The following is a 221-nucleotide window of genomic DNA, read 5'->3' as shown; positions in this document are numbered from 1 at the left end:
CCATGCTCGAAGAGTTCCGCACGGTCGCCGAGACGCTGACCTTCCATGCACCTGAGATCGGGATCGTCTCGAATGTGACCGGTCAGGTCGTGTCGGGCGACGAGATCTGCGCTTCCGAGTACTGGGTGCGTCATGTCCGTGAGGCCGTTCGTTTCGTGGACGGAATGCGTGCGCTCCAGGACCAGGGTGTGACCACGTTCCTGGAGCTGGGTCCGGACGGT

At 62.9% G+C, this 221-nt stretch carries 1 protein-coding gene; it reads left to right on the top strand.

The window, feature by feature from the left end; all coding sequences use genetic code 11:
• Nucleotides 1-221 (top strand): ACP S-malonyltransferase (locus IH13_RS0136125; RefSeq protein WP_031091400.1); only part of this gene is annotated, 221 nt, incomplete at both ends.

The organism is Streptomyces sp. NRRL WC-3549 (assembly GCF_000721935.1).
Taxonomy (GTDB): domain Bacteria; phylum Actinomycetota; class Actinomycetes; order Streptomycetales; family Streptomycetaceae; genus Streptomyces.
Note: the sequence above shows the minus strand (reverse complement) of the source record. Positions and strands in the feature narration are given on the sequence as shown.